The organism is uncultured Allobosea sp. (assembly GCF_945956895.1).
Classification (GTDB): domain Bacteria; phylum Pseudomonadota; class Alphaproteobacteria; order Rhizobiales; family Beijerinckiaceae; genus Allobosea.
The window spans coordinates 1-4,940 of sequence record NZ_CAMFJF010000128.1 but is presented as its reverse complement, the minus strand read 5'-3'; the positions used below and the strand labels follow the sequence as shown (position 1 = coordinate 4,940).

The following is a 4,940-nucleotide window of genomic DNA, read 5'->3' as shown; positions in this document are numbered from 1 at the left end:
GCCCGCTCGATCATGCGCGGCGAGAGATCGCAGCCGGCGATGAAGCCGCTCTGCTCGTGGATCGCCTCGCCCATCAGGCCGGTGCCGCAGCCGAGATCATAGACGATGTCGAACCGGAAGGGCCGACCGGCGTTGCTGCAGCAGCGGACGAGCGCCGCCTTCAGCAGGTCTGGCGCGTTGTAATGCAGGGTTTGCGTGAGATGGCTGTCGAAGCGGTCGGCATAGGCATCGAACAGCGCGCCGGAGAAGTTTTCGGAGGTCGCCTGCTCGGCCGGCAAGGCGCCGATACGGGCAAGGTCGAGTCGCGCGCCGAAATGGTCGTTGGGGTCGAGGTCGAGGCATTGTCGCCAGGCGGTGGCGGCGTCTTCCCTGTGGCCGAGCGCCTCCTGCGCCAGCCCATAGAGATGCCAGGCGGCGGTGAAGTGATAGGCCTGCGACAAGGTCTGATCGAGGATTTCGACGGCCGCTTGCGCGTCCCCGTCCTTGAGCGCAGCCTCGGCCCAGCCATAGCGGCGGTCGAGCACGGGGTCGCCGGACGAGGCGAAATGCGTGGTCGAGCCTGTATCGGTCATGCTAATCGATGTAGCCGAGGAGTGTGACGCTGGCCAGACAAAGCGCCCGCTGGCGCCCCTCCGAATTGCTGCTGCCGACGCCGGCCGGGCTCTATTGCCCGCCTGCCGACATCCATATCGATCCGGTCCGCCCGGTGGCGCGGGCTTTGATCACCCACGGCCATTCCGATCATGCCCGAGCCGGCCACGGTTCGGTGCTGGCGACGCGGGAGACGCTGGCGATCATGGCCCTGCGCTATGGCGAGGGTTTCGCCGGCTCGCAGCAGGTGGCGGTGCCCGGCGAGAGCGTTCGCATCGGCGAGGTCGATTTCACCTTCGTGCCGGCGGGGCATGTCCTCGGCTCCGCCCAGATCGCGGTCGAGAGCCGGGGCCTGCGAATTGTCGCCTCCGGCGACTACAAGCGCGAGCGCGACCCGACCTGCGCCGGCTTCGAGCCCGTGCCCTGCGATATCTTCATCACCGAGGCGACCTTCGGCCTGCCGGTTTTCCGCCATCCGCCAGCGTCGGGGGAGGTGGCCAAGCTGCTGGAATCGGTGCGGCTCTTCCCGGAGCGCACGCATATTGTCGGCGCCTATTCACTGGGCAAGGCGCAGCGCGTCATGGCGCTGATCCGCGAGGCCGGCTACGAGCGGCCGATCTATATCCATGGCTCTGTCGAGAAGATCACGGCCTTCTACGAAGCCGAGGGCATTCCGCTCGGCGAGGTCAGGCTGGTCGCCGACACCGATCGCAAGACGCTGGGCGGCGAGATCGTCATCTGCCCGCCGAGCGCGACGCAGGACCTGTGGGCGCGCCGCTTTCCCGATCCAGTCACCGCTTTCGCCTCGGGCTGGATGCGGATCAGGGCGCGGGCGCGCCAGAAGGGCGTCGAATTGCCGCTCGTCATCTCCGACCATGCCGATTGGGACGATCTGCTGGCGACGATCAAGGAGGTTCAGGCCGGCGAGATCTGGGTCACCCATGGTGAGGCCGATGCGCTCGTCCATTGGTGCGGCACGGCAGGCCTCAAGGCTAAGCCGCTGCATCTCGTCGGCTATGGCGACGAGGGCGAGGCTGCCCCGCTCGCGGAGGCGGCCAATGCAGCGGCGGTCTAGATTCCGATCAGCGCGAAGCCGCGACGACCGGGCGCGAGGGCGCGGCCATGCCGATCATGGCGTTCGCCATGTCGCGAGCGAGGCAGTCATAGCCCGCGTCGCTCATATGGAAGCCGTCGGTCCAGAGCGCGGCCTTGAAGGCTTCGGCATCGGAGCGGTGCCATTCGCGCATCGCGTCGTAGCGGCCGAAGACAGGCACGGCCTCGCGCCGAGAGACCTCGCCGACCGCCTCGACATATTGGCCGTAGCGCTGCGGATCGCGCACGGAGGGGAAATATTGCGGGTCGAGGATGGCAAGTGCCGGGCCGGCCTCGCGCACCAGGGCGATGCCCTCGCCGACCATCGCCTTGAAGGCGTCGAGATCGCCGCCCTTGACGGCGTCGTTGGTGCCGACCTGCCAGATCACGAGGTCGTAGTGGCGGGCGGCCATCGCAGCCTTCATGCGCGCGAGCGTCTGCGGGGCGGTCTCGCCGCCGATGCCGGCATTGACGATCTCCACCTGGGACTTGGGCCAGGACTTGGCGAGGAGCGCCTGGAGACGAGCGGGGTAGGTCTTGTCCTTGGCGCTGGCGCCGATGCCCTCGGTCGAGGAGGAGCCGATGGCGAGGATCGTCAGGGTCTGGCCCTGCGAAACCTTGGCGGAGAGCGGCGCAAGCGCAGCGTTCGAGCGCACGATCGGCGTCTCGCGGCAGGAGAAGCTCGCCGCTTGCGCGGGGGCTCCGACCGAAAACGTTGCAGCGATGGCAGGCAAGGCAAAGGCAAGAAACCGCATCGCTACGCGCATCGGCATGTCTCTCCCAGCTACTCCATTGCCGTTAAGGTTTGCTTCATGAACGGTATCTGAACGATGCGCTGCAACACGAATGATCGGGCAAAGTGTGGCGCGGGGGCGACAGCATGAACCGCTTCGCCTGGCTGCTCGACCGTCTCGCCTATGAGCCGCGTCGCAACGCCAAGATCGCGCTGATCGCCGATTATTTGCGCACGACGCCCGATCCCGATCGCGGCTATGCGCTGGCGGCGATGACGGGCGGGCTTGTCTTCCGCAACGCCAAGGCCGGGCTGATCCGCGCCTTGATCGCTGAGCGTACCGATCCCATTCTCTTCGCCCTGTCCTATGATTATGTCGGCGATCTCTCCGAGACGGTCGCGCTGATGTGGCCGGCCCGGCACGGCGCCAACGCGGTGCCGCATCTGCCGGAGGTGGTCGAGAGCCTGCGCGAGGCCGGCAAGACCGATTTGCCGCGCCTCGTCGCCGGCTGGCTCGATGCGCTCGACGAGACCGGGCGCTGGGCGCTGCTGAAGCTCATCACCGGCGCTCTGCGCATCGGCGTCTCCGCCCGCCTCGCCAAGACGGCCGCCGCAACACTGGGCGGCGTGCCGCCCGACGAGGTCGAGCAGGTCTGGCACGGGCTGGAGCCGCCCTATACCGAGCTCTTCACCTGGCTGGAGGGCAGGGGGCCGCGGCCCGAAGCGCGCGATCCCGCGCCGTTCCGCCCGGTCATGCTCTCGCATCCGATCGAGGACGGCGATTTCGACAGGCTCGACCCGGCCGAATTCTCCGCCGAATGGAAATGGGACGGCATCCGCGTCCAGGCGGTGAGCGGCTGCAAGGCCGATGGCTCACGCTTGACGCGGCTCTATTCCCGCACCGGCGAGGACATCGCCGCCGCCTTCCCCGATCTCGTCGAGGAGCTGACGCTGGACGGCGCGCTCGACGGCGAATTGCTGGTGATGCGCGAGAGCACGGTCCAGAGCTTCAACACGCTCCAGCAAAGGCTCAATCGCAAGACCGTCACGGCGAAGATGTTGGGCGAATTCCCCGCCCATATCCGCGTCTACGACCTGCTCGTCGATGGAGAGGAGGATATCCGGCATTTGCCCCTGGAAAAGCGGCGCCAGCGATTGGAAGCCTTCCTCTCGCGCCTCGCCAGCATCCGCTTCGATCTTTCGCCGGTGATCCCCTTCGCATCCTGGGACGAGTTGACGGCCGCCCGCGCCGATCCGGCTGGGGCCGGGGCGGGCGCCGATGCGGAAGCGGTCGAGGGCTGCATGATCAAGCGCCGCGATTCGGCTTATCTGCCTGGCCGTCCCAAGGGCTATTGGTGGAAATGGAAGCGCGACGCGCGGCTCGTCGACTGCGTGCTGATGTACGCCCAGCGCGGCCACGGCAAGCGCTCGTCCTTCTATTCCGACTACACCTTCGGCGTCTGGCGCGTCGGCGAGGATGGCGGGGAGGAGCTCGTCCCGGTCGGCAAGGCCTATTTCGGCTTCACCGACGAGGAGCTGATCGAGATCGACAAATATGTCCGCAAGAACACGCTGAACCGCTTCGGCCCGGTGCGCGAGGTCACGCATGAGGCCGGGGCCGGCCTCGTCTTCGAGGTCGCCTTCGAGGGCTTGCAGCGTTCGACGCGGCATAAATCCGGGCTCGCCATGCGTTTTCCCCGGATCAACCGCATCCGCTGGGACAAGCCGCCTGATGAGGCCGACCATATCGAGGTGCTGGAAGCCCTGTTGCCGACCAATGGTTGAGTCGGAATGGGTTGCAGCCTTGCGCTTGCAATGCTTGTGATGCGCGGTCGGCCTGAGGCAAAATGCCCGGGCCGGACAATGCATCGGCCCGAAGCGGGTAAAGCGGCTTTCGGGCGGGGGCGATGCAGGCATTAAGGAGTGGGGCGATGAGCAAGCAGCCTTCGACGCGGATCGTCATCGCGGACGACCATCCGCTGTTTCGCGGCGCGCTGCGCCAGGCCGTGTCGAGCGCGCTCGGTGGGGCCGAGGTCAGCGAAGTCGGCTCCCTGGAGGCGCTGACCGAGGCCTTGGCCAGCGGCGGCGATGCCGATCTCGTCCTGCTCGATCTCACCATGCCGGGCGTGCAAGGCTTCTCGGGTCTGCTCTTCCTGCGTGCCGACCATCCCGAAATCCCGGTCATCGTCGTCTCTGCCAATGACGATCCGGCGGTGATTCGCCGCTGCATCGAATTTGGCGCGCTCGGCTTCCTGCCCAAGACGGCGGATGTCGCCCAGATGGGCGAGGCGATCCGCGCTGTGCTCGACGGCGGCGTCTGGACGCCGCCCGGCGTCGATCTCTCCGCGCCCGTGGATGCCGAGATCGCCGACATGGTCCGCCGCATGTCGACGCTGACGCCGCAACAGGTACGCGTGCTGATGATGTTGTCGGAAGGGCTTCTCAACAAGCAGATCGCCTATGAGCTCGGCGTCTCCGAGGCGACGGTGAAGGCCCATGTCTCGGCGATCCTGACCAAGCTCGA

At 67.1% G+C, this 4,940-nt stretch carries 5 protein-coding genes; 3 read left to right on the top strand and 2 right to left on the bottom strand.

The window, feature by feature from the left end; all coding sequences use genetic code 11:
- Positions 1–572, bottom strand: a 572-nt coding sequence (locus Q0Q02_RS23140) for a tetratricopeptide repeat protein (RefSeq protein WP_367275054.1), incomplete at its 3' end; no start/stop codon positions are given.
- Between the two features lie 23 nt (positions 573–595).
- Between Q0Q02_RS23140 and Q0Q02_RS23135 the strand changes: the two genes are divergently transcribed.
- On the top strand, positions 596–1,666 hold the full coding sequence (locus Q0Q02_RS23135) for a ligase-associated DNA damage response exonuclease (RefSeq protein ID WP_293813109.1): 1,071 nt from the start codon (positions 596–598) through the stop codon (positions 1,664–1,666).
- Between the two features lie 7 nt (positions 1,667–1,673).
- Here the strand turns inward: Q0Q02_RS23135 and Q0Q02_RS23130 are convergent, their stop codons facing one another.
- Complete coding sequence (locus Q0Q02_RS23130) at positions 1,674–2,456, bottom strand: SGNH/GDSL hydrolase family protein (protein ID WP_293813107.1); 783 nt, start codon at positions 2,454–2,456, stop codon at positions 1,674–1,676.
- A gap of 107 nt (positions 2,457–2,563) precedes the next feature.
- Between Q0Q02_RS23130 and Q0Q02_RS23125 the strand changes: the two genes are divergently transcribed.
- Positions 2,564–4,201 carry a cisplatin damage response ATP-dependent DNA ligase gene (locus Q0Q02_RS23125; protein ID WP_293813105.1) on the top strand — a complete coding sequence of 546 codons (1,638 nt, stop codon included), beginning with the start codon at positions 2,564–2,566 and terminating at the stop codon, positions 4,199–4,201.
- Positions 4,202–4,347: 146 nt separating this feature from the next.
- Positions 4,348–4,940 (top strand): response regulator transcription factor (locus Q0Q02_RS23120; RefSeq protein ID WP_293813103.1); only part of this gene is annotated, 593 nt, incomplete at its 3' end.